The following is a 23,700-nucleotide window of genomic DNA, read 5'->3' on the forward strand; positions in this document are numbered from 1 at the left end:
AAAAGCTCCTTGCTTCCTAAGCATCTATCGATGCAGAGATAAAAATAATGAATCAAGCGTGTTTAATTAGAAAATGTAAGTTAGCTTTGGCTATCGTTGCGTTATCAGGTGTTTTTGCGAGCGATCTAATTACTGCCGGCGTTAAAATCCAAGATGTATTGGATAGGCCCGCTAAAAAACTAAAGAACGCAGTGGATTCGGTGCAACTTTCACTTACCGAGGCGGGCGAACGTTTCGTCTCAGTCGGTGAGAAAGGAATCATATTACTGTCAGATGATAAGGGAATAAGTTGGAGGCAAGCAACATCGGTTCCCGTATCAGTTACGCTGACAGATGTTAAATTTATAAATTCTAATGTTGGCTTTTCAACCGGCCATGGTGGCGTTCTTTTGACCACAGTGAACGGCGGTGAAAATTGGGACTTTAAATTCGACGGTCGGAATATTGGCGAAATGTACATGCGCCAGGCTGAATCCACAGAAGATCCTGCTCTGAAAGCCAAGGCACTAAAACAAGCCGAGTATCTTATTCAGGACGGCGCCGATAAGCCCCTGTTGAATATTGATTTTGTTGACAGTTATTTTGGTGTGGTTACAGGGGCTTACGGTCTTGCTTTTAAAACGACGGATGGTGGTGCTACCTGGATTCCACTCATGCTTGAGGTGCCAAACGACGGTGGTATGCACCTTTACGACTACGTGCAAGCAAAGGGTACTGAGTACTTGGTAGGTGAGCGTGGCATATTTTTTAAACGTGATATGAATAATGAAATATTTGAAGAACAGAAGTCACCCTATAATGGGTCTTTTTTCGGTGCACTAGTTGACGAAAAGGAAACTATTCTTGTCTATGGGTTGCGAGGAAATCTATGGGGCTATTTATCAGGATCGGAACAGTGGTCGCAGTTTGAATATCCATATGATATTTCAATTACATCAGCCGTAAAGGCTACTAGCGGAAATATTCTTCTTGGGGATGCTAATGGGAATATTGTCCAGCTAGAATCAGGGATATCTAATTCATTTAGATTGGTTGAAAATATCGGGTCGTACGTAACAGATATGATTGTTCATGAGGGAGAAATAATCGTGTCAACTGTTCGCGGAAATAAGCGTATTGAAGTGGGTCTATTAGAATGAATAAAGAGGTGAGTGAAAATATTCGTAAAAGTACTCCGCTGGCTAGATCAATTGAGGATTTTGACCCTCGGTCGGGACAGTTTATAGAGCGGGCTATTTTTAATAATAGGCTGATAGTTATACTTGTTTGTCTATTGATTACTTCGTTTCTTTCCTACAAGTCGCTAGGTCTTAATGTAAGTGCCGCATTCAATAAAATGATGCCGAGCAAACATGAATATATTATTAACTACCTGGATAATGAGAAAGACCTTACCAATATAGGCAACTCGCTACGTGTTACGGTTGAAAATACTCAAGGCAGTATTTTCGAGCCAGAGTACCTCAATGTAGTTAAAGCGCTGACAGACGAACTTTTCCTGCTGCCAGGTGTTGATAGGCCCTACTTGAAATCTCTATGGACGCCATCTGTGCGTTGGACTGGGGTCACGGAAGAAGGGCTAGATGGGGGCTCCGTTATGCCTGACACCTATGACGGTAGTCAACGGTCTATCGAGGAGTTTCAGGCCAACGTGGAGCGTTCCGGTGAGATTGGCCAGCTCGTTGCTGCAGACTTAAAGTCCAGCGTTATATTGGTACCCTTGCGTGAAATCGCCGGTCAGGAGTTGGATTATCATCAGCTTTCGAACACGCTCGAGGAGCTCAGAACACGATATCAGAGCGATTCAACCAAGATCCATATTACCGGCTTTGCAAAGGTCGTAGGTGATCTTATCGATGGACTGTATGAGGTAGTGATCTTCTTTGGTATTACAATTATGCTGGCAACGTTGGTGCTTTATTACTACACACGCTGCTTGCGTAGCACTTCGCTGGTTGTTATCTGCTCTTTGATAGCGGTTGTCTGGCTGCTTGGGTTACTGCCTACGCTGGGTTATGATCTCGATCCTTACTCGATACTTGTTCCATTCCTGGTTTTTGCCATCGGCATGAGTCATGGCGCGCAGAAGATGAACGGAATTCTGCAGGATGTGGGCCGTGGTATTCACAAGTTGCTGGCAGCTCGATATACCTTCCGCAGACTGTTTCTCGCCGGTATTACGGCGCTAGCTTCCGATGCCATCGGTTTTGCTGTACTTATGGTGATCGATATTCCCGTCATTCAGGATCTCGCTGTGACTGCGAGTCTTGGCGTCGCCACTTTGATCTTCACCAATTTAATGCTTTTGCCTGTGATGCTTTCTTATGTTGGGGTTAACGAGAAGGCGGCTGCCCGCAGTGTTTTCGACGAGCGCACAGATTTGGCGGACAAAGCGCATCAAAAGCATCCCTTGTGGAATCTGATTGACCATCTAACACGACGCAAGTATGCCACGTTACTTCTTGTTCTATGTAGTGTTCTCGGGGTTGGGGCGACACTGCTCAGTTTCGAGACAAAAATCGGCGACACCGGGGTGGGGGCGCCTGAATTAAGGGCCGACTCCCGTTACAACCTTGACAACAAGTTCATGGTTGACCACTACGCGGCCAGTAGTGACATCTATATTGTCATGGTCAAAACCGGGCAGTATGGGTGCGCCCTTTATGAGACGGTGAGCGCTGTCGATGGACTGGAGTCGGAGCTGCAGGCTCTGGAGGGGGTGGAATCGACGAACTCACTGGCCGCGCTCTCGAAGATTGCCAATGCCGGAATGAATGAAGGTAACATGAAGTGGTACGACATACCCCGTTCGCAAGGGATGCTGAATGCCATAGTTACTCGCGCGCCAAGAGAGCTCTTCAACCAGGGCTGTGATCTGTTGGTTGTATATGCCTACCTGAAAGATCACAAGGCCGATACGCTCAATTCAGTCGTTTCCGTCGTGGAGCGCTTTGCTGACAGACATGGTACGGATCAGCTTGAAGTACTGAATGCGGCGGGTAATGCGGGAATCGAAGCGGCGACCAATATTGTGGTCAAGCAGGCTAACGTCCAAATGCTTGTACTTGTCTACAGTGCGGTTATTGCGCTGGCCTTTTTGACCTTTCGCAGCTGGGCCGCTGTTGCCTGTGCGGTTATTCCATTGATGCTTACATCGATCTTGTGTCAGGCACTGATGGTACTGCTGGATATTGGTGTCAAGGTATCGACCTTGCCCGTTATCGCGTTGGGCGTAGGTATCGGAGTGGATTACGCACTTTATATCATGACGGTGACGCTGTCACGCTTGCGGGAAGGCGATAGTTTGTCCCAAGCCTATTACCGAGCACTGACCTTTACCGGGAAAATAGTGATATTGACGGGGTTGACGCTGGGCGTTGCGGTGGCAACCTGGGTGTTTTCACCGATCAAATTCCAGGCAGACATGGGAATATTGCTGGCATTCATGTTTATCTTTAACATGCTCGGGGCACTTCTCCTTTTACCAGCGTTGGCTTACTTCCTGGTTAAACCTGAAAAAATTATTTTTATGTTAAAACAATAGAATGGGTTCTTGGGGGCGATGAAAGGGTACCTTGAATAACTCATCAACATTCGCTGAAAAGCGAAACAGGCTTGTGACGAAAACTAAAAAATATTTGAACTCGTCAGCGAGTGAAGACTTATTCGGTTGGGGGCTCTTTGTTGTGGGCTGAGTCGCGCTATATAGACGCGATTCAGCCCATGTAGATTGTTAACAGACCTCAATTTCGGCGAAGCGTTAATACACTAACCGCTGCGAGTTATAGCAGGTTATCAATAGCATGATCTTAACGTTCATTCGGGCATAGCTAAATTCTTTGAATCAGCCCATTCATATGATTTACCGCTCAACCTAGGCGTGGTGGGTGTTTAGGCAGTCGGATAACGGCGCCTACGCGTACGATTTCATCGAATATGGGGGCTATTGCCACGCTGCCTGGGATACGCTTCCCGCCCGACGGGCATAACCGAAATCAGCATAGAAATTCTAGCGAGGATTTCGTGGATTGAGCTCTTGCCCAAGTACTTTCGTAACCCGATTGGCAGCGTCAGTATCTGTCGCTATTGTCGGTTAGTTTTTATGGTACTAGCAGTTTTTAGAGGAGTGAAGTTGGTTTTTAAGTTATTCCTTTTTAAGGACGGCTAAGAAATTTTGGTGTGTTCCTTGCTCACTTCCATATTCAAAACAAAAAAGCCACTCTCTCCCTCTGGGAATTTTTTTGTTTTCAAGGGCTACAAATTTTATTTCGAGAAGAGGGTTCGACTGAAGCGCAGCGAAGACCATCGCTACGCGATGGTTGTGTGAATTCGCACGCTTATTCCAGCCTAGCCGCGCGACAGCACACTCACAGCAAGGTACTCATACCTCTCGCTTTATAATGGGGCAGCGGTCGTTCGGGGCGCTGTTGTTCATTCCGAGAACATTTCAAACATGAGATTTCGCAACCAGATGTTGCCGGTATCCTGGTGGTAGCGACGATGCCAGAACAGGTTGATCTGTGCCGGTGGAATCTCCATGGGGTGGGGCCGTATTACAAGATTCAGGCTCTTGCATGTCTGCAGCGCGAGCTTTTCCGTTACCGTGGCGATAAGGTCTGTTTCGCCGACAATATAGGGCGCTGACATGAAGTTGGGCAGCCGCAGGTGGATAATGCGCGCGATACCGCTTTTCGTCAGCTGCTTTTCAACACGCCCATGGCCGGTTCCCTGTGCTTCGATGACGATGTGTTTGGCCTGGGAAAACGCTTCCAGAGTCAGGGGTTCATGGGACAAGGGATGTCCCTCACGCATCAGGCACACGTACTGTTGCTCAAACACGCGCCTTTGGTAAAAGCCGGCCTCAAGCTGGGGCAGCAGGCCAAACGCAAGATCGACACTGCCAAGCTCCATGTCTTCTTTGAGCGAATTGCCACTGTTGCGCACAGTACTCAGGGTAATGTTGGGAGCATGTTCTGCCAGGTACGCCATCAGGCGTGGCAGTACATACATCTCCCCTAGGTCGGTCATCGATAGGCAGAAGTTACGGTCGCTGGTGGCGGGGTTGAAACGTTCTTCATGATTCAAGCCGTCCTGCAATGTACTCAATGCGTAACTTATTGATTCCGCTATGCTATCCGCAAAGGGGGTGGGTTTCATTCCCCTGGCGGTACGCTCGAACAACTCGTCGTTCAACGTCTTTCGCAATCGTGCCAGTGCGTTGCTGACCGCGGGCTGGGTCAAGCCCAGCTGTTCTGCCACCAGCCCTGTCTTGCGTTCTCTATACATGAGCTGAAATACGACGAGCAGGTTTAGATCAATGTCCTGAAGCCTGAGCATGGCTGTCTTCCGCCTCTTAAAGATATCACCAATATGAATATAGATTATCACGGTGATTGGCTGTCTGAATATCTCGGCGGGTTATACAGTGGATGCACAATTCAAACAACGGGCGCTTGCTCTCGGAGTGACGATGGACATTCGCATAATACCGCTCAATAAAACCGTCACCGCAACCACGGGGAGCAACCTGCTGGATATCCTGCGGGATAATGAGATCCCCATTTCGTACAGCTGTTTGTCCGGGCGTTGTGGTACCTGCCGCTGCAAGGTCATCGAAGGGGAGGTGAGCGGTCCGCCTGCCGCTGATGGTCGTCTGGCGCGGGACGGTCAATATGTACTTGCCTGTCAGACTGTGGTCGAAAGCGATTGCGCCATTGAAGTGCCAGAGCCCGATGAGGTTGTGAATCATCCAGCCAAAACCCTCAAGGGCACGGTGACTGTCTATGAGGCGCTTTCAGCGGATGTACGCCGATTGCGGCTGAAGACCAACAAACCGCTGGAGTTCTCCCCGGGTCAATATGCCCATCTGACCTTTCGCGGCCTCGAGGGTACTCGGGCCTATTCGATGGCCGGGTTGGCACAGGACACTGAACTTGAGTTCCATATTCGGCTGGTGCCGGGTGGACGTGTTACATCCAAGCTGGATGAGACCATAACGCCTGGCAGTATCGTCAAGGTGAACGGTCCTCTGGGGGCGTCCTATCTTCGCCGCAAGCATAGTGGCTCTATGCTGTGCGTTGCGACCGGCACCGGACTGGCGCCGATACTGTCGATTGTTCGAGGTGCGCTTGAGTCAGGCATGGAGAATCCAATCCATCTGATTTTCGGCGCCCGAACGCAGGACGATCTTTATGGCGTTAATTACCTGAAGACGCTAGCGGCCGACTTTTCCAATTTCGACTACAGCATCACGCTTAATCACACCAATGATCTGAAAAACTATACCCGTGGCTTGGTCACCGATGCCATTGCCGAGCAGTTCCCGGATCTTTCCGACTGGCGAATATACCTGGCGGGTGCGCCTGTCATGGTGGAGGCGGCAACCGTGGCCTGTACCAGTCGAGGTGCCAGCATCGAACATATTTATGCCGATGCCTTTTATCCCAGCGGCGTTTAACTACTGCCATTACAATTTAAAACTATAAGAGAGTGTACTGATATGAGTCAGGAAAATCTTATTCCGCTGCTGCCTGTATGGGATCAGCCCGATACCAGCCGTATCCCTTTCTGGGCGTACACCAGTAAAGATATTCACAAGCAAGAGCTGGAAAAGCTGTTTTATAAAGGCCACTGGTGTTATGTCGGTCTTGAGGCTGAAATACCCGAGACCGGTGATTTCAAACGTACTGTTGTGGGTGAGCGTTCCGTGATTATGGTGCGCGATGCACAAGGTGGCATTAACGTTGTCGAAAATGTGTGCGGCCATCGTGGAATGCAATTCTGCCGCGAGAAACATGGCACGGTAAAAAGCTTCGTATGTCCGTACCATCAATGGAATTACGATCTTGAAGGCAATCTGCAGGGGGTGCCTTTTCGTCGCGGCGTAAAACAGGACGGTGCTGTAAAGGGGGGCATGCCCAAGGACTTTAATCCCAAAGAACACGGCTTGACTCAACTACAAGTCGCCCGACGTGGCGGTGTGGTATTCGCGAGCTTTGATGCCGACGTGGAGCCTTTCGAGGACTTCATCGGCCCCGAGATGCTTGCCTACTTCGATCGCATGTTTAACGGTCGCAAACTCAAGGTGCTGGGCTACAACAATCAGCGTATTCCGGGCAACTGGAAGTTGATGATGGAAAATATCAAGGACCCCTACCATCCGGGCCTGCTGCATACCTGGTTTGTCACTTTTGGCCTTTGGCGCGCAGACAACCGCTCCGAGCTGAAGATGGACCGCCACCATCGCCATGCCGCCATGATTTCAACCAAGGGCGAGGGTGGCAAAAACGCGCAGACAACCAATATTTCCAGCTTCAAGGAATCCATGCAGCTGAATGACCCACGCTTCCTGGATGTCGAGATGGAGCCCTGGTGGAATGGCCCGACTGCCGTGATGATGACCTTGTTCCCCAGTGTCATTCTGCAACAGCAGGTCAACAGCGTCAGTACCCGTCATATCCAGCCCAACGGCCATGGATCCTTTGACTTTGTCTGGACGCACTTTGGCTACGAAGACGACACCCCCGAGATGACCGAGCGGCGCCTGTGTCAGGCCAACCTGTTCGGGCCTGCAGGCTTTGTGTCGGCAGACGACGGTGAAGTGATCGAGTTTTCCCAGCAAGGCTTTGAACAGAAGCCGTTCCATCGAACGCTGGCGGAACTGGGCGGTCGCGACATCGAAGATACCGACCACATGGTCTCTGAAACGCTAATTCGCGGTATGTACAAGTACTGGCGCAAGGTCATGGGGGTATAAGCAATGAATATGGAAATCTATCTTCAGCTGACAGAGTTCAACCAGGAATATGCCGCTGCCGTTGATGCCGCAGACTGGGATCGTTGGCTGGAGATGTTCACCGACGACTGCACCTATCGAGTTCAGTCGCGGGAAAATTTTGATCGTAACCTGCCGATGGCTGCACTTTCCCTTAGCAGCAAAGGCATGTTGAAAGATCGTATCTACGGTATTACCGAAACAATTTTTCATGATCCCTATCGACAGAATCATGTTATTTCCGCGCCTCGCATTACAAGCATCTCGACGGGGCTGATTGAGGCGCAGGCAAACTATGCGGTATTCCGGACGAAAAATGACGGCATCGCCGAGGTGTTCAATGTCGGTCGCTATCTTGATCGGATTCGTCAGACACCGGATGGACTGCGAATTGAATCACGTACATGCGTATTCGATAACGACATGATTCTTAACTCGCTTATTTACCCGATCTGAGGTGCGCCATGAGTGATAATTGGATAACAGCCGCCAGTCTTGCCGATATTCCCGATGATGATGTTATTGGTATAACGATAAACGGTCACCCCATCGCACTTTACAAGTTCGGAGGTGAGGTATTCGCCACTGATAATGTCTGTACCCACGGCCAGGCCCTCTTAAGCGATGGCTTTCTTGAAGATGGTGAAATCGAATGCCCGTTGCATCAGGGGCGCTTTTGCATCAAAAGCGGCAAGGCCATGTGTGACCCCCTGACGGAAAATATCAAGTCCTATCAGTCCCGTGTAAACGGAGAAGAGGTGCTGCTTCTAATTGAGTAACGCGCTCGATGTACATGGGCACCCTAGAAATATAACGATAAATAAAGTTGAGAATAATCATGAATAAGTCAGCCATATCCCTGTTCGCAGGTGTTTCACTGTCGCTGTGCTCAGCGCTGGTATCGGCCCAGATGCTGTCGTTTGCGTCCCCGCCCCAGGGGTCTGTGTGGAATACGATGAGCACCTCCATAGCCAACGTGGCCCGATCCAAGCAGGGCCTTAATGTGGTGGTGCAGCCGTTCAGCGGTAACCGCGCCATGATGGATGCGGTCGATAAGGGCCTTGCCGAGTTCGCGATCAATGACATTAATGACGTGATCATCGCCGCGCAAGGCGAGGCAGATTACGACGACCGCAAGCGAGGCAACCTTCAGGTTGCGCTGCGGATTAGCCCACAACCGATCGGCATTTTTGTGCGCAGGGACGCCAATATAGACAGCGTCGCAGATCTGGCTGGCAAACAGGTGGCATCGGGCTGGAATGCGTTTCCACTGGGGCGCTCCCACATGGCGGCCATGATGGCGACCGGCGGACTTGGCTGGAGTGATGTCGACGAAGTACCGGTACCTGACCTGATCCGTGCCGCTGATAACCTGGCGTCGGGCCGACTCGACGCTACCTATTTTGCGGTGGGTGGCCCCAAGGTCGCCGAAGTTGATGCCTCGGTGGGGGGCGTCAAATTTCTCCCTGTAGCGACTGATGCACAGTCCCTGGCCGCGATGGCGAAGGTTCGCCCCGCGTTTTACTTTTCCGTTGTCAATCCGGCGCCTCACCGTGCGGGTATAGACGCACCCATGGAAATGGTGACCTGGGACAACGTGCTGGTGGTGGGCAAGGGTGTGTCGGAAGAGACCGTCTATCAACTGGTCAGCGCGGTGCTGGAAAACAAGGACGATCTGGCTCAATTGTTTCCAGGCTTTCGTGATCTTGCGGTCGATGCGCCGCACAAGCTGTATCCGGGCGTTGAATACCACCCGGGTGCGGTGCGCTACTTCAAGGAAAAAGGTCTCTGGCAGGAATAAAAATTACTGAACGCCTTTGGAGGACCCCTCATGAGTCATCATTCTCAGGTTCGCGAGCCTGCTGCGCTGCCATTGATACGAACCCTGTTAGGGGTCTTCATTGCCATCGCCGCTATCGCCTATGCATCTGATCTGTTTAGTCGGGTCGGCATGTCGATTTTTACCGAACAATACCTTGCCGTCATTCTGGGTATCAGCCTTGCGCTGGTGTTTCTTAAGCCACAGGCGTCGCTGTTGCGCCGCAGTGTCGATAGCCTGATCGGTGCTCTGGGTCTTGTTGCCAGCCTCTATCTTGCCGTGGAATACCCAGACCTGGTGGAGCGACAACTCGATATGCCGCTCTCGGCCCTAGTGATATCAGGGATACTCTTTGTGCTGGTGCTGGAGGGGCTAAGACGCGTTGTCGGACTCTCGCTGGTGCTGGTGGTGCTGGGCTTTCTGGTGTTTGCGTTGGTGGGGCATAACCTGTCCGGCCCACTGCAGACTCGGGAGGTGGAGCTTGATCGCCTGATGGTCTATGTCGGCCTTGATACCAACGGCATGCTGGGCCTCACCCTGAGTGTCGCGGCCACCATCGTGATCGGCTTCGTGCTCTTTGGTCAGCTGCTACTGCGCTCCGGTGGCGCCGATTTCTTCAACGATTTGGCCTTGTCGCTGATGGGGCATTCGCGCGGTGGGTCCGGCAAGATCGCAACTATCGCGTCGGCCTTGTTCGGCTCTATCTCCGGTGTGGTTGTCTCCAATATTGTTGCAACCGGTGTCGTCACCATTCGCATGATGAAGCAGGGTGGCTTTAAACCGCACACGGCGGCGGCGATAGAAACGGTGGCCTCGACAGGCGGGCAGATTATGCCGCCGGTGATGGGTGCCGTGGCCTTTCTGATGGCTGAGTTTCTGCAGATCAGCTATGCACAGGTTGTACTGGCTGCGCTGGTGCCGGCCATTCTCTACTACGCCGCCCTCTACATTCAGGTTGACCTGGAAGCCGCCAAGGAAGATATCAAGCGCATTGATCCGGCGCTGATTCCACCCAAACGCCAGGTGTTTTCACAGGGGTGGGTGTTCGTTATTCCCTTTGCTGCCGTTATAGGCGCGCTGTTTTTCTTTAACTCGCGACCCGAAACCGCTGCGCTTTGGGGCGCCCTGGGGGCACTGGTTGTGGGTGTGGCCAGGGGCTACAAGGGCAAGCGCATGTCTCTGAGGGATATCCGGGATTCGCTGGCCGAAACCGGGCACTCCATCGTCGATATCATCATGATCGGTGCCGCCGCCGGCTTCATTATCGGCATCTTGAATATCACGGGTCTTGGCTTTGGCCTGACGTATTTTCTGGTGGAGCTGGGGCAGGGCAATCTGTTTCTGTTGCTGCTCATTTCTGCAGGGGTATGCATCGTGCTGGGGATGGGCATGCCCACCGTAGGTGTTTACATGCTGTTGGCTGTACTGGTGGCCCCGTCGCTGGTCCAGGTGGGTGTGGAACCCATCGCTGCGCATCTGTTCATTTTCTATATGGGTATGATGTCGATGATCACACCGCCTATTGCCATAGGTGCCTTTTTCGCCGCCAGTATCGCCAAAGCCAGCCCAATGAAAACGGCGTTTACCGCCATGCGACTGGGCTGGACGGCCTACATAGTACCGTTTTTGTTCGTGTCCTCGCCTGCACTGCTGCTGATCGGTGACGGTATCGATATTGCCGTGGCGGTTGTCAGTGCTCTCATTGGTGTCTGGGCTGTTTCGGTTGGCGTGGTCGGCTTTCTGGGACATAAGCGCAGCCCCGGTGTACGTATTGCCTTCGTGCTGGTCGGTATCCTGTTCCTGATACCGGATCTTGGCGGTATGAACCTGATACCGATGGCCCGAATCGCAGGGTTCATCATATTGGCAATGCTCATCGCCCTTGGCATTACAGGCAAGAGACGCCTGGCTATCGCGGCCAAGTAATCATTGCGCCAACAGGAAAATTTTTGGAGCCTAACATGCAGCTATACAGCTTTTTCAACAGTTCCACGTCTTATCGAGTGCGCATCGCCCTGGCGCTTAAAGGGCTGGAGTACGACTACCAGGGCGTCAATATCCGGGTGGGTGAACAGAGCGATACGAAATACACCGAGATCAACCCATCCAGGGGTGTTCCAGTGCTGGTGGATGACGAGGGTGCGTCCCTGACTCAGTCACTGGCCATTATTCAGTACCTGGATGATCTGTTTCCGGAACCACGCCTGATTCCGCACAACAGTGTCGACAAGGCACGGGTACTGGAGGTAGCCAATGCCATTGCCTGCGACATGCACCCTATCAATAATCTGCGCATTTTGGGCTACCTCAAACGTGAGCTGGGCGTTACTGATGAGCAGAAAGATGCCTGGTACCGGCACTGGGTGGCTGAGGGTTTCAGGGCCCTCGAGAAACTGCTTAATCGGCACGGCCATGGCCAGTTCTGCTTTGGCGATACACCGACGCTGGCCGACTGTTGCCTGGTGCCCCAGGTGGCCAACGCGCAGCGTTTTGGCTGTGACCTTGCAGCTTTTCCAAAGGTGATGGCGGTATACGAGCACTGCCTGCAGCATCCGGCCTTCAGGCAGGCCGCCCCGGCAGAGCAGCCGGACTACCTTGCCTGATCAGCCACTGACCGTTACAACAAGAGGACACTGATATGCACGCTCTGGGGACGCTGGAAGAACTGCCACAGGCTTATCGCGATGAGCTGACCGGCCAAAACCTGGTGCCGCTGTGGCCAAACATGCGCGCGGTGCTGCCGCCAAATATTCCCAGTCGCAGGACGCAAGCCCTGAACTGGAACTATGATGCGGTGCGCCCGTTGCTGCTGCAGGCCGGCGAGCTGACGCCGATGGAAAAGGCCGAGCGCCGCGTGCTGGTGCTGGCCAACCCGGGCCACGGCCTTGGCAACATGCAGGCGACGCCGAGTATTTACATGGGGTTGCAGCTGATATTGCCGGGCGAAACCGCCCCCAATCACCGCCACACACCCAATGCGGTACGCATCATCGTCGAGGGTGAAGGTGCCTACACCACCGTCGACGGTGAACCTTGCCGCATGGAGCGCGGTGACCTGATTCTGACGCCGGCGGGCAAATGGCATGAGCACCATCACGAGGGCAGCGGGCCTATCGTCTGGCTCGACGTTCTCGACCTGCCACTGATGTACCAGCTGGAAGGCTCCTGGGCGATGGAAGGCGTGCCACAGCAGCAGACGCTGCCGCGGGACAAGTCCTTCGCCGAATACAGCGCTGCGGGCGTTGTGCCGAGCATCAACTTCCAGCGCACTGAGACCAAAGCACCCATGCTGCGCTATCCCTGGGTCAGAACCCGGGCTTGCCTGGTCGAGATGGCCGAGCACTATCGCGAAGACCTGCTGCGTATCGATTACGTTAATCCGGAGACCGGTGCCAGTCTGTTCCCGAGCATTGGCTTTGGCGCATTGATGCTGCGCCCCGGCGAGACCATCCGCTTGCCCAGGCGCACCACCGCCTGCATTTATCACATTGTGGAAGGCCAGGGCCGTATGAGCGTTGATGGCGGCGAAGCGCTGGGCTGGCGAGAGAAGGACACGTTATCCGCACCTGGCTACACCGATATCACCTTCAGCAATGCATCAGGCAGTGAGCCCGCGTTCCTTATTACCGCGGATGAGGCACCGCTGCACCGCTACCTGGGCATCTTTTAAGCACCCGTACTGAAAATCCGGGGCAGGGACGCGTACCCCCACATTTCGTAACATCACGTGAGAGACTCGACATGAACAGCACATTGATTTTCCAGGGCAAGCCTCAGATCACCACCGCCATCGCCGGCACCGATGCACTCTTTCCGGTGCACCGTATCTTTTGCGTCGGCCGCAACTACCATGCCCACGCCGCCGAAATGGGTGTGAGCGTCGACAAAACGACTCAGGAGCCGTTTTATTTCACCAAGCACCCGAGCACGCTGATCCCAACGGGTAGCGAGATTGAATATCCGCCGCAGACCGGCAATTACCACTATGAGATGGAGTTCGTTGTGGCGATCGGCAAAGAGGGTTTCAACGTCTGCGAAACCGATGCCGATGACCTTATCTTTGGTTACGCCGCAGGCCTGGACATGACCCGTCGTGACCTGCAGTTGAAAGCCCGCGAAACCGGCCGTCCCTGGGATCTGGGCAAGGACTTCGAGCAATCCGCGGTGATCACGCCTATCGTGCCTAAAGCACAGACCGGTATTGTCGAGACTGGGGCCGTTGAACTGGCCGTCAATGGCGAAACGCGCCAGAAATCCGATATCACCAAGCTGATCTGGAACGTGCGCGAAATCATCGCCCATCTGTCCAAGTTCTATCACCTGCAGCCAGGCGACCTGATCTATACCGGAACACCTGACGGTGTCGGTGCTGTGGAGCCAGGCGACAGGATTACTGGATTTGTCGAAGGTGTGGGTGAAATCAGTCTGATTATCGCTAAGGGCTAAGGGCTAAGGGCTACGGAGCCCTGACTAAGCTCACGCAGCTCTGCGTGAGCTTCAATTTTGCATATCAGCAAAATCTAGAAGCCTGTCGAACTTGGCCGATCGTAGCGAGGGAAAGTCCGTTTTGAGGCAGTTTTTGAACTCTTTTGAGGCAAATAGTGGTTCTATTTAACAAAAAAGAGGACGAGAAATGACCAAAATCGGCTTTTCCGCAGTAGATCAGTGGTAAGTCCGACAGGCTGCTAGGGCGCATGGTCGTGTCTATCCCGTCGGCATGTTATATTTTTACTACCTGAAATACAGGGTCGATAGACGATGATTAGCCCAGTGTTATCTGAATCCTTGCGTTCAATTGTCTATTTCGTGACGGTAGCCAAAGTCGGCAGTTTTACCGCGGCGGCGGATGAATTGGGTGTTTCTAAATCTACCCTGGGTAAAAGCATAGCTAAGCTAGAAAAGCACCTCACCACAAAACTGCTACATCGCACCACCCGGAAACTGAGTTTAACCACGGAAGGAGAGTCTTATCTTGCCAGCTGTCAGCTAGCTTTGGAAACCCTTCAGGAAGCTGAGTCCGCATTGCTGTCAAAACACTCTCGACCTAGTGGAAGAGTTCGTGTTGATTTGCCGGCTGCATTTGGGCGCTTGGTGGCGATGCCATTGCTGCTTGAAATGGCTGATAATAACCCTGATTTAAGGTTGATCATTACATTCAACGATAAAGTTATCGATCCTATGGATGCCGGATTTGATTTGGCATTCAGATTCGGTCCCTTGAGCGACACTAATGAACTGGTTGCGAGAAAGCTCAACGATCAGAAACTTGTTCTGTGCGCCTCGCCAGACTATCTCAGTCGCTACGGAGCCCCAAAAACTATTGATGACTTGAAAAGCCATCGCTGCATTATGGCGTGGCGTGGGGGTAGCCCGCTGTACTGGTTGCTGAAATCGGAATCCGGGGACGACATTCGTTTTAATCCAGGCGGTTTCCACCAGATAAGTGATGGTGACGCCATGGTTGATGCGTGCGTCGCAGGAGCAGGGATAGTGCAGTTTCCTGAGTCTCTGCTACGGTCACTGGTTGATGGAGGGAAACTGGTACCGGTATTGCCGCAGTTGACGCCAGATCCGACTCCGCTACACATTATTTGGCCAAGTACTCGCCATCTGCTGCCCAGTGTACGCTTCATCATCGATGAATTCGTGAAATTGTCGAAGGGTGGTGCATTTTTGTGACGACTGTAGACTTTAATTCTACAGTCTGGGGATATTTTGACGGTTTATAAATTGTAATATTGCCTTTATTATCTTGAGTAGTCGCTATCAGCGGTACTGTTATTTTACTTAAGATGAGGAAGTGGTATGCCAGTTATCAACGTGAAAATGTTTGAAGGTCGTGACAGTGCAAAGTCAGCTATTGCCAAAGATATAACAGATTCGATTGCAAAGCATGCAAGTGTTGATCCCAAGTACATCTACGTTATTTTCGATGATGTTAAAACTGAAAACTGGGCAATTGAAGGTGAGCTTTTTTCTGAAACGTTGAAGAAATAGGCTGCGCCATATATTAATATTGGTTGTTTTTTGAAATTCAGAGTGTTAACAGTTTTTGTTTTTTATTGTTTTATGGAAGGTAAGGCATATAAATAAATATGTAATTTATAAAGGTGATTTTTTGGTTTAATTTATTAAATTATTAGCTCGCCGCATTTCATGATCAAACTAAAAATATAAAAGGTCAAAAATGAAACTATTTCCGCTGTTTATTGCATTGGCAGGTCTTTGTGGCCCGGCCTTGGCGCAAGAGTTCAAGATGCCGGGATTTAAAACTCAATCGACGCCGGCCGCAGTCTTTGATGAGCATATTGATGCTTTGAATAAATGTGACCTGAGCCGGCTTATGGCTCAATATCCCGATGACGCTGTTTTTATCTTGCCAGATGGTGTCTGGATGCAGGGGCGCGATGAAATTTTAAATCTCTTCCTGGGTTTTTGTAAAGATCGTGAAAATGGCGGATTAAAAGGCGCCGAGTTTCATGTTGAGTTTACTAATGTCGTAGGTTCCACACTAAACATATCCTGGAGACTTGAAGCACCATTTTTGGTAGAGCCATATAGAGGTGCTGACGCCTACGTCACTAAAGATGGCTTGATGCAAGCCCAAGTCACAACCTTTAAAGTATCGGATATGAATTTCAAGCCGTAACTGTTGAAGAGGTTATTAATCAGCTATTTTATTGCTATTGCCTGTATCCAGGCGATCTACAATACGCCAGTACCCAAGGTGGTTTAATGAATAATAATAACCAGAGTGCCAAAAGTGGCCTCATGCTTGAAAAGCTTGAGGGATCGCTGCTGAGAGGTCAAATTAGCCGGCGCAGGTTTACGCAATTAGCTGTTGCCGCTGGGCTTTTATCGCTGTTCAAGGCAAATGCCTGGGCTGAAGAACTGGGGGCTATCCGCTCAAGCCAAGAGACAAAGAGTATTAACCTGCAAAAGCATTATGACTACATAGTCGTGGGAGCGGGCAGTGCCGGTTGTGCATTGGTAGGGCGCTTGGCGGCTGACAAGTCGAAGCAAATTCTGTTGATAGAAGCCGGTGATTGGGATACCGCGCCGTCCATACTGGATCCTCGACTCTGGTTCACAAATCTGGGTACTGAGCGTGAATGGGGGGATGTAGCCGTTCCGTTCGACGGAGTGAACGGTCGTGCGATTCCTGAGCATACAGGGCGGGTTCTCGGTGGCGGAAGCAGCATCAATGCCACTATCTGGGTACGTCCCTTCAAGGCTGATCTCGACGGCTGGGCCAAAGTCTCCGGTGACGACCGCTGGAACTATGAATCATCGCTGGAAGTATTCAAGCGGGTAGAGAATTGGCAAGGCCAGCCGAATGGCAAGTACCGGGGGCAGAACGGACCTGTGTGGTGTCAGCCGGCGCATGACCCTCTGCCTGTCGCGCCCGCAATGCTTGATGCGTGTCGTCAGATGGGTTTGCCAGTGCTGGATGACCTGAATGGGCTGCGCGAGGAACGCGGCCAAGGCTTTGCGCTGATGGATCACATCATTCGTGACGGACGGCGTCAAAATATGGCCAAGTCTTATCTGTATCCGGTGATGGCACAGGATAATGTCACGGTACTGGTCAATACCCATGTCAACAGGCTGATTATCGATGGCGTAACAGTTGTAGGTGTTGAGATTGAACATAATGGACAACAGCGTACTGTTGCTGCCGGCGTGGAAACTATCTTGTCGGGTGGCGGATTTAATACGCCAAAATTGCTTATGCTAAGCGGCATCGGCGATGAAGCACAACTCAAGCAACACAACATAGAAACGGTGGTGCACTCGCCCGAAGTGGGCAAGAACATGCAGGATCACCTACTGCATGGAGGAGTGCTGTTTGAGCCCCACGAAGCTATGAGCCACCGCAACTCTGCTGCGGAGGTCTCGGGTTATCTGAAAAGCGACCCCTCCCTGGAACTGCCAGATATTAGCGTAGTGCAAATCGAGCTGCCCTATGTGAGTGATGTTGTGGGGAAAGAGTTTAATCCGCCAAATTCGAGCTGGGCTATTTGTGCCGGTTTGGTTACGCCAAAGAGCAGGGGAGAAGTAAAACTTCGTTCATCAGACTATTCAGACCGGCCTATTGTCGAGGCGAATTTCCTTGATCATCCGGACGACGTCAGTGCTCTGGTGAAAAGTGTAGAGCTGTGCAGAGAGATAGGCGCCTCACCGGCACTGAAAAACTATGTTAAGCGAGAAGTAGTTCCTGGCAAAAAGTTGGAGGGGAAAGAGATGGTAGATTTTGTCAGGAACGGTGCGACTACCTACTTCCATGTGAGTGGAACCTGTCGTATGGGCAAGGATGACAATGCCGTTGTCGACTCTGAATTGCGCGTTAATGGTTTAAAAAAGTTGAGAATCGCAGACAGCTCTATAATGCCGACGATAGTATCGTGTCCGACGATGGCGGCATGTGTATTAATTGGTGAGCGCGCATCGGAACTGCTAGCATAAAATGAATGTTAGAATAGCTGTAGTGTGATTATTTTTTCACATGTGCACTAAGTCTTATTTCTGGTATTAAAAATATAACTATATGGAGAGATTTTATTATGAATACGCAACTGGTCATTAATAACAAAGATGTGGCGTCTGAGACGGGTAAAGTTTTTAAGAGGCAAGATCCCATAACTGGCGATACAGTTTCTACCTGTGCAGCCGCAAGTGTCAACGACGCTAGAATTGCCGCCGAGTCAGCTAAAGTGGCATTTCAAAGTTGGAAATCTTCCACTCCTGGCGAGCGACGTACTCTGCTATTAAAATCCGCCGATGCGATAGAAACCAAGATGGCATCATTTGTTGCAGCAATGAAATCCGAAATAGGTGCCAGCGATCTTTGGGCGGGCTTTAATGTAATGCTGGCAGCGAACCTTTTCAGGGAGGCGGCAGCACTTACAACCCAGATCCAGGGTGAAACAATACCGACTGAGAAGCCCAATACCCTCTCCATGACGATACGCCAGCCCGTTGGACCATGCCTGAGCATTGCCCCCTGGAATGGCCCAGTTGTGCTGGCGGCCAGAGCTATTGCGTATCCCTTGATGTGCGGAAATACAGTGGTATTTCGAGCCTCTGAAATCAGCCCAATGACACACAGGCTGATAGCTGAAGCCGTATACGAGGCTGGTGCTCCAGCCGGTGTACTGAACTTTATTACCACGGCTCCCGATGATGCGCCCGCCGTGATCGAAGCCCTGATTGCTGATCCTGCCATAAGACGTGTGAACTTCACCGGTTCGACACATGTTGGCCGTATTATCGCCGAAAAATGTGGCCGGCATTTGAAGCGCTGCTTGTTGGAGCTCGGGGATAAGTCGCCTTTGATTGTCCTGGATGATGCGAATATAGACGATGCCGTATCGGCTGCTATTTTCGGTTCCTTCCTTTATCAAGGGCAGATTTGTATGTCGACCGATCGGATTATCGTTGACGAAAAAGTTGCGGATGAATTTGTCCAAAAGTTTACTGCACGGGCCATGGAGTTACCTGCTGGCCAGCCGTTGACGATGGGCAACTGCATTATTGGCCCTGTCATTAGTCAAGAGTCGGCCAATCGATTGAATACTATCGTTGATGACTCATTGCAAAAAGGTGCAAAACTAGTTTTGGGTGGCAAGTCGGAAACGTCGCTTTATCCTGCGACTATTATCGATCATGTTACATCGGAAATGACGGTATATAGCGAAGAAACCTTTGGGCCTGTTATCTCAATTATCCGGGCTAAGGATACGAACGATGCGATTAACATTGCAAATGATACAGAATTTGGCTTGTCCGCCGGAGTTTTTGGCAAGGATATAACTAGAGCCTTAAGTGTTGCGAAGAGCATTGAAACGGGTAGTTGCCATGTTAATGGTCCTACTGTTCAAAATGAAGCCCAGGCGCCCTATGGAGGTACCAAGTCCAGTGGTTATGGGCGCTTTGATGGTCGCGCTGTCATTGACGAATTTACCGAACTTAAATGGCTCACGATTGAAGACAGTTCACAGCAATACCCATTCTAACGATATGATATGAACCCGGTGGACAAACAGATAGGTACTCTATCTTTTTGTCCGCCGTTCTATATAAACGAGCATAAATACTTAGACGTTCATATTATTTTTGACTCGCATTGTCTGCGGTCGCTGATGAAGCCCCCCAGGGCAAACGCATGAACGTTTTTTGCACAGCGCAGCGCGGATCTTACTTCTCTCTTGCAACCGACTAGCCCGGCTGGTATTCAGAGAATTTCCATCATAGGACAGGCGCGAATACCCTATGTCAAAGCGTTCTCTGCTCAGCCATCTCCAAGAGATTGAAGACCCTCGACAAAGCGCAAAATGCACTCACAATTTTGCCGAAGTTCTGTTTATGAGTATCTGCGGAATCCTCTGCGGGGCCGACGACTGGAACTCTATCGCCCTGTTTGCCCAGACTCGAGAGGGCTGGTTCCGTCAGAACCTGACGCTGCCCGGTGGTATTCCCTCCCACGATACCTTCAGTCGCATGTTCAGCTTGTTGGACCCGAAAGCTTTCCGACCCCTGTTCATTACCTGGGTCCAGGACGTGATGGTGGGTAGCGGTCTGTCAGGCACTGTCGCTATCGATGGCAAGACGGTCAAAGGATCCGCCTGGAACAAGGGCAAGGACGCCATCCATATGGTCAATGCCTGGTCCACCGACCTGGGCATGGCGGTGGGGCAATACAAAGTGGACGGTAAGTCCAATGAGATCACTGCTATTCCCAAATTGTTGGCGTTGCTGGAGCTTCAAGTGCCTGGTCACCCTGGATGCGATGGGGTGTCAGAAGCGCATCGCCGATAGCATCCTCAAGCGCGGTGCCGACTATCTGCTGGCGGTCAAAGCCAACCAGAAAAGTCTGCATAAAGAGGTGGCCGAGTACTTCGATCGGTACTGGGAAAACACCCCTGAAGACGCGCCGGGCCCCGTGTTTGCCGAGCGAGCAGAGCACCAGCACGGCCGCCAGGAACACCGTCGCTGTTGGGTTCTGAACGAGCCGTCGGAACTGGCCACCGCGAAGCGCTGGCAGGCCAAGACGGTGGCGGCCGTGCAGTTGGACCGCCAGGACGCTCGCAAGGGTGACACCATGATCCGCAATTACATCTCCAGCCGCACGTTGACGGCCCAGGAGGTCTTGGCCGCTACTCGCGAGCACTGGCAGGTCGAAAACTGTCTGCACTGGGTGCTGGATGTAGCCTTCGACGAAGACCGCGCTCGTGCCCGCCAAGGCTGTGCCGCCGAAAATTTGGCGACGGCCCGACAAATCGTCTTGAATCTTCTCAAGCAGGATACGACGCACAAGGTGGGCATCAAGAACAAGCGCAAAGCCTGTGGCTGGGACCTCGACTACATGCTCAAAGTGCTTGGGGAAATCAAAATATGATCATGCGTTTGCCCTGGCGGGAGCCTGTACTGGTAGTATGCTGCCATCAGTGACTCCGCGCAGATTGGCACTAGGCCTGAAGGCTTCAGTTGCTAGTGTAGTGTTGCACTCTTGGTGGTGCTTTAGAACGCGCTCATTTTTTCGCCAGCCAAGGCGTGAGGCGGAGTCATAGTGGGGCTACGGCGACAACGAACAACGCAGGATGGTGGAAAAAGGGGCCGTTATAAGCTTCATATAGCGTGAAACACTACACTAGGGTCCGAATAGTTATCTATCTCACTGGCGGCTACTAATGCGCCCTCCTTGTCGTAAACTGACTGTTGTAGCATGTACTCCTTTGTAGCTTTTCATAGCGCCACTCCGCATACCTGTACCACAGGGATTAGGAGGTTAACGAGATGCAGCGCAAACAGGCTCCAGCACCGCCGACGGTCGGTCGATCGTTTGCCTTTACCCTGGCGTTTAGCCTCGCCCTTTTTCTAATTATCACAGTGCTGGCGCTGCGCCAGTCACCACGTCTCTACCCACTGGCCGCTCCCACCGGCTGGCAGTCATTTGCCCTGCCGCGGGAGCAAAACGCTTTCCTGCGCCTGCCGCTGTTTTCCGGCGCTATCAATGATCTGTTTGTTGTGCCCGGTTCAAGCCTGGTATGGGCAGTGGGCGATAATGGCCTGGTGCTGCACAGTGTCGACGGGGGTATTCATTGGCAGCAACAGCGGTTGCGGCGGGAGACGGAGGTCAATAATGATGATTCTGCACCTGCTGTAACTGCGGCTGACAACGACAGCCGCAGCGGAGGTGTGGCGCGGTGGGCAGAGGCACCGGTGACAGAGGCATCGCCGTCCCTTTTTGCGAAAGCGCAGGCCGCTGTCGAGGCTGAGGCAAGCAAAACGGCACCGCTGCCACCGTCTAATCTGCGCTTCTCCGGTACCAAAGACGTGCCGCCTGACACTGCCGCTGAACGCCAATTTTTGCTCGAACTAGAGCAACAGCAACAACTGCAACAACAGTTGCAGCTTCAGCAGCAGCTGGAGCAGTTGGCGGAGGAAGAGACGGCACAGCAAGAGCAAGAGCAAGAGCCGACACAGCAAATAGAAGAACCTGCAAGGTCCACACAGCAAGAGCTCTTGCCTGATTTGCGCTCAGTGTGGTTTTTCGACGCCAATATAGGTGTAGTGGCGGGTGATCGGGGCGCGCTTTATCGCACCCTGGACGGCGGCGCAAACTGGCAGCTGGTTAGCCTTCCTTCCAGCTGGAATATTAACTATTTGTATGCGGCTGCCGCTGAAAAACTGTATGCCGCGCTGGATGCGGCCGTGATCTATTCATCCGATCAAGGCGCTACCTGGTCCGGCGGTGAGGTCATGTTTAACATTGTCGAAACACCGGTGGGATGGGTGGAGCGGGCAGAGCAGAGGCTCAGGCAGTCTCTGCCTATAGAGCCTCTGCTTATAGATAGTGGTGGCAGCCTCTACCAGGTATACGGCGACGGTGAGGGCAATATTGTTGGTAATCCCGAGTCATTGCCTAACCCCATTAGCCACGGAGCGGGCCGCGCAGGCTATTGGTTAGGGGTTGGAGATCAGGGGACTATTGTGCGCGGGACAGCGACAGGGCTAAACGTCGAGCGTAGCATACGCTCGCCCACGGATCAGTCCCTGCGCCACGTGCTATGGGTTAACGACGATCGTGCCCTGGCGGTCGGGGAACAAGGTACTGTCATTGAGTCTGTGGATGCTGGCCAGAGTTGGTCAGCTCTGGCGTCCGCCACCGAGCAAACCCTGGAGACGCTGGCGGCTATTGATGACCAAGTGCTGCTGGCTGCAGGTACGGCCGGTAGCCTGTTGCGCTCGGACGATGGAGGCACTCGCTGGAATTACGTGGTTGCCAGCGCAGCGGTGCTGGCCAGCGAATATGCCAAACGCCATCCGGGTCAACAGCTGCGCCGCAACGGTGAGCAGTTTGAAGTGGCGGCGGCGGGCCGCGACAACTGGCAGGCGTTGACTTACCAGCGAACCCCGGCGCTTTGGTACTGGCTGGCCTGCGGTTACTTCGTCCTGCTGGCGCTGGGCATCGCCAACCGCAAGCGCGAGGCGCGGGATAACAGGGTGCAAACGGTGGCGGATGTTTTGGCATCGGATCGCCCGCTGCGCCCGGATGACCCGGACCCACTGCAATTCGGCGCCATTGCCCGTGGCCTGTCGCGCTTTATGCGCAACCCGAAAACTGAACCACCGTTGACCGTCGCCATTACCGGTGCCTGGGGCACGGGCAAAAGTTCGCTGATGAACCTGTTGCACCACGACCTCAAAACTTATGGCTTTACCCCGGTGTGGTTCAATGCCTGGCATCACCAAAAGGGCGAGCAGTTACTCGCCTCGCTGTACGCCAATATCCGTAGCCAGGCGGTGCCGGGCTGGTTTAGCTGGTCACGGGGCGTGCCGGTGGGGTTGCTGTTTCGTCTCAATCTGCTGTTTCGGCGTAGCCGCAAAAACCTGCTGGTATTAACCCGGTGGCAATTTATATCTGATATAATGTGCGCATGAATACCGACGCACGCAAGCTCAGCACAGAGCAACAAGAACTTCTCAGACAGCAAGCCATTCGGCTCCGTTTGGAAGGCAAAACTTTCCGTGAGATCGGGCAGCTGCTCAATGTTCACCCCGATACTGTTGGACGCTGGTACCAGCGTTATGAAGCCGGCAGAAA

Annotated in this window: 19 protein-coding genes and 1 pseudogene; 19 read left to right on the forward strand and 1 reads right to left on the reverse strand. The window is 52.2% G+C overall.

Going from position 1 to position 23,700, the window contains the following annotated elements:
- Positions 1 to 47: 47 nt before the first annotated feature.
- Positions 48 to 1,139: a WD40/YVTN/BNR-like repeat-containing protein gene (locus MPRO_RS20185; protein ID WP_067297393.1), complete on the forward strand. Its 1,092-nt coding sequence runs from the start codon at positions 48 to 50 to the stop codon at positions 1,137 to 1,139.
- Positions 1,136 to 3,544: an efflux RND transporter permease subunit gene (locus MPRO_RS20190; protein WP_067297397.1), complete on the forward strand. Its 2,409-nt coding sequence runs from the start codon at positions 1,136 to 1,138 to the stop codon at positions 3,542 to 3,544. Before MPRO_RS20185 ends, MPRO_RS20190 begins: the two co-directional genes overlap by 4 nt.
- A gap of 887 nt (positions 3,545 to 4,431) precedes the next feature.
- Here MPRO_RS20190 and MPRO_RS20195 read toward each other — a convergent pair.
- Positions 4,432 to 5,337, reverse strand: a complete 906-nt coding sequence (locus MPRO_RS20195; RefSeq protein WP_067297400.1) for a LysR family transcriptional regulator — start codon at positions 5,335 to 5,337, stop codon at positions 4,432 to 4,434.
- Between the two features lie 133 nt (positions 5,338 to 5,470).
- Between MPRO_RS20195 and MPRO_RS20200 the strand changes: the two genes are divergently transcribed.
- The 17 genes and pseudogenes from MPRO_RS20200 to MPRO_RS26595 form a co-directional block, all read left to right on the forward strand.
- Positions 5,471 to 6,457, forward strand: coding sequence for a 2Fe-2S iron-sulfur cluster-binding protein (locus MPRO_RS20200; protein ID WP_067297403.1), 987 nt, complete (start codon positions 5,471 to 5,473; stop codon positions 6,455 to 6,457).
- A 42-nt stretch (positions 6,458 to 6,499) separates the two neighbouring features.
- A complete protein-coding gene (locus tag MPRO_RS20205) occupies positions 6,500 to 7,756 on the forward strand; it encodes an aromatic ring-hydroxylating dioxygenase subunit alpha (protein ID WP_067297407.1) in 1,257 nt (418 codons plus the stop codon).
- Between the two features lie 3 nt (positions 7,757 to 7,759).
- Entirely contained in the window at positions 7,760 to 8,230 is a 471-nt protein-coding gene (locus MPRO_RS20210) for an aromatic-ring-hydroxylating dioxygenase subunit beta (RefSeq protein ID WP_067297410.1), read from the forward strand.
- 8 nt (positions 8,231 to 8,238) lie between these two features.
- Positions 8,239 to 8,553, forward strand: a complete 315-nt coding sequence (locus MPRO_RS20215) for a non-heme iron oxygenase ferredoxin subunit (protein ID WP_067297414.1) — start codon at positions 8,239 to 8,241, stop codon at positions 8,551 to 8,553.
- A gap of 59 nt (positions 8,554 to 8,612) precedes the next feature.
- A complete protein-coding gene (locus MPRO_RS20220; protein ID WP_067297417.1) occupies positions 8,613 to 9,575 on the forward strand; it encodes a TAXI family TRAP transporter solute-binding subunit in 963 nt (320 codons plus the stop codon).
- A 30-nt stretch (positions 9,576 to 9,605) separates the two neighbouring features.
- Positions 9,606 to 11,519, forward strand: coding sequence for a TRAP transporter permease (locus tag MPRO_RS20225; RefSeq protein ID WP_067297420.1), 1,914 nt, complete (start codon positions 9,606 to 9,608; stop codon positions 11,517 to 11,519).
- 35 nt (positions 11,520 to 11,554) lie between these two features.
- Positions 11,555 to 12,196: a maleylacetoacetate isomerase gene (gene maiA / locus MPRO_RS20230; RefSeq protein WP_067297424.1), complete on the forward strand. Its 642-nt coding sequence runs from the start codon at positions 11,555 to 11,557 to the stop codon at positions 12,194 to 12,196.
- 35 nt (positions 12,197 to 12,231) lie between these two features.
- Positions 12,232 to 13,263, forward strand: coding sequence for a cupin domain-containing protein (locus MPRO_RS20235; RefSeq protein WP_067297427.1), 1,032 nt, complete (start codon positions 12,232 to 12,234; stop codon positions 13,261 to 13,263).
- Positions 13,264 to 13,334: 71 nt separating this feature from the next.
- Positions 13,335 to 14,039: a fumarylacetoacetate hydrolase family protein gene (locus MPRO_RS20240; protein ID WP_067297430.1), complete on the forward strand. Its 705-nt coding sequence runs from the start codon at positions 13,335 to 13,337 to the stop codon at positions 14,037 to 14,039.
- A gap of 312 nt (positions 14,040 to 14,351) precedes the next feature.
- Positions 14,352 to 15,272, forward strand: coding sequence for a LysR family transcriptional regulator (locus tag MPRO_RS20245; RefSeq protein ID WP_067297434.1), 921 nt, complete (start codon positions 14,352 to 14,354; stop codon positions 15,270 to 15,272).
- Between the two features lie 126 nt (positions 15,273 to 15,398).
- Positions 15,399 to 15,590, forward strand: a complete 192-nt coding sequence (locus MPRO_RS20250) for a tautomerase family protein (protein ID WP_067297437.1) — start codon at positions 15,399 to 15,401, stop codon at positions 15,588 to 15,590.
- Between the two features lie 190 nt (positions 15,591 to 15,780).
- On the forward strand, positions 15,781 to 16,242 hold the full coding sequence (locus MPRO_RS20255) for a YybH family protein (RefSeq protein ID WP_067297440.1): 462 nt from the start codon (positions 15,781 to 15,783) through the stop codon (positions 16,240 to 16,242).
- Positions 16,243 to 16,328: 86 nt separating this feature from the next.
- The gene (locus tag MPRO_RS20260) at positions 16,329 to 18,059 is read left to right on the forward strand and encodes a GMC family oxidoreductase (RefSeq protein ID WP_067297443.1); all 1,731 of its coding nucleotides are present in this window, start codon (positions 16,329 to 16,331) and stop codon (positions 18,057 to 18,059) included.
- Between the two features lie 98 nt (positions 18,060 to 18,157).
- Entirely contained in the window at positions 18,158 to 19,609 is a 1,452-nt protein-coding gene (locus MPRO_RS20265; protein WP_067297446.1) for an aldehyde dehydrogenase, read from the forward strand.
- Between the two features lie 256 nt (positions 19,610 to 19,865).
- A pseudogene (locus MPRO_RS25270) lies at positions 19,866 to 20,991 on the forward strand (ISAs1 family transposase).
- Between the two features lie 398 nt (positions 20,992 to 21,389).
- Entirely contained in the window at positions 21,390 to 23,537 is a 2,148-nt protein-coding gene (locus MPRO_RS20280; RefSeq protein WP_067297454.1) for a P-loop NTPase fold protein, read from the forward strand.
- Positions 23,534 to 23,700: helix-turn-helix domain-containing protein (locus tag MPRO_RS26595; protein ID WP_158651895.1), on the forward strand; the 167-nt coding region annotated here is incomplete at its 3' end. The genes MPRO_RS20280 and MPRO_RS26595, both read left to right, overlap by 4 nt.

Origin of the sequence: Marinobacterium profundum, assembly GCF_001528745.1 — a bacterium.
Taxonomy (GTDB): domain Bacteria; phylum Pseudomonadota; class Gammaproteobacteria; order Pseudomonadales; family Balneatricaceae; genus Marinobacterium_A; species Marinobacterium_A profundum.